This is a genomic window from Hymenobacter sp. 15J16-1T3B, from assembly GCF_020711235.1.
In the GTDB taxonomy this organism is placed as follows: Bacteria; Bacteroidota; Bacteroidia; order Cytophagales; family Hymenobacteraceae; genus Solirubrum.
In genome coordinates, this window is record NZ_JAJFAV010000039.1 from 1 (window position 1) to 707 (window position 707).

1 protein-coding gene is annotated in these 707 nt (G+C 56.9%); it reads right to left on the minus strand.

Annotation, left to right across the window (positions count from 1 at the left end; all coding sequences use genetic code 11):
• The coding region (locus LJ737_RS26800; protein ID WP_227769855.1) for a tyrosine-type recombinase/integrase at window positions 1-707 on the minus strand (707 nt) is incomplete at both ends.

A 707-nucleotide genomic window follows, 5' to 3' on the forward strand; every position in this document is an offset into this window, starting at 1 on the left:
TGGTTCAGGTCGACGTGTTGCTGTTTGCGTGTTTTCACGGCGCGAAAGACCAATTGGTCGTCCTCAATGTTGTCGGGGTGGATGGTGCTGAAGTCGGAATGCCGGAGGCCGGTGGTGCAGGCCAGCACGAACAGGTCCCGGACTTTATCCAGCCGTGGCTCGGCCGTTAGGTCGGCATCTACCAGAATCTGCAACTCGTCCTGGGTCAAGTATACCTTATCCGCCTCGGTGTGCTTCATCAGTTTGAACTTGCGGAACATGAGGTTATCCGTCAGGCTTTGGTCGACGGCGTAGCTCATCACAGCTTTGACACGCTTGAGTTGGTTGTTGACGGTGCCGTTGGTCATCTCCATCTCTTGGGTCAGGAACGTCACCAGATCGTTGTAGAAGCTCATGTCCAGACGCTCCAGGGTCAATCTGCCGCCTCGTTTGGCTGCAAAGGCCTTGAGGTGGTTCAAGGTGCTTTTGTAGTGCTTGACCGTGCCGTGGGCTTTGACGGCGCTGGTGGCCTCGATGTACGCGGCGAATAGTTCCAGGAAGTGGGTCTGACCGGGCTTTGCCGGCTTCTGCTCGGGTGTTTTGTCCTGAGTAGGGGAGAGGAGCTGTTTTAGGCGTGCTTCCACCAGAGCAAACGTGGGTTCTTCGCCGTTCAGGATGGCTTGCCGGACAATGCCGTCGATACGGGCCTTGGATTCCTGCAGCGACAG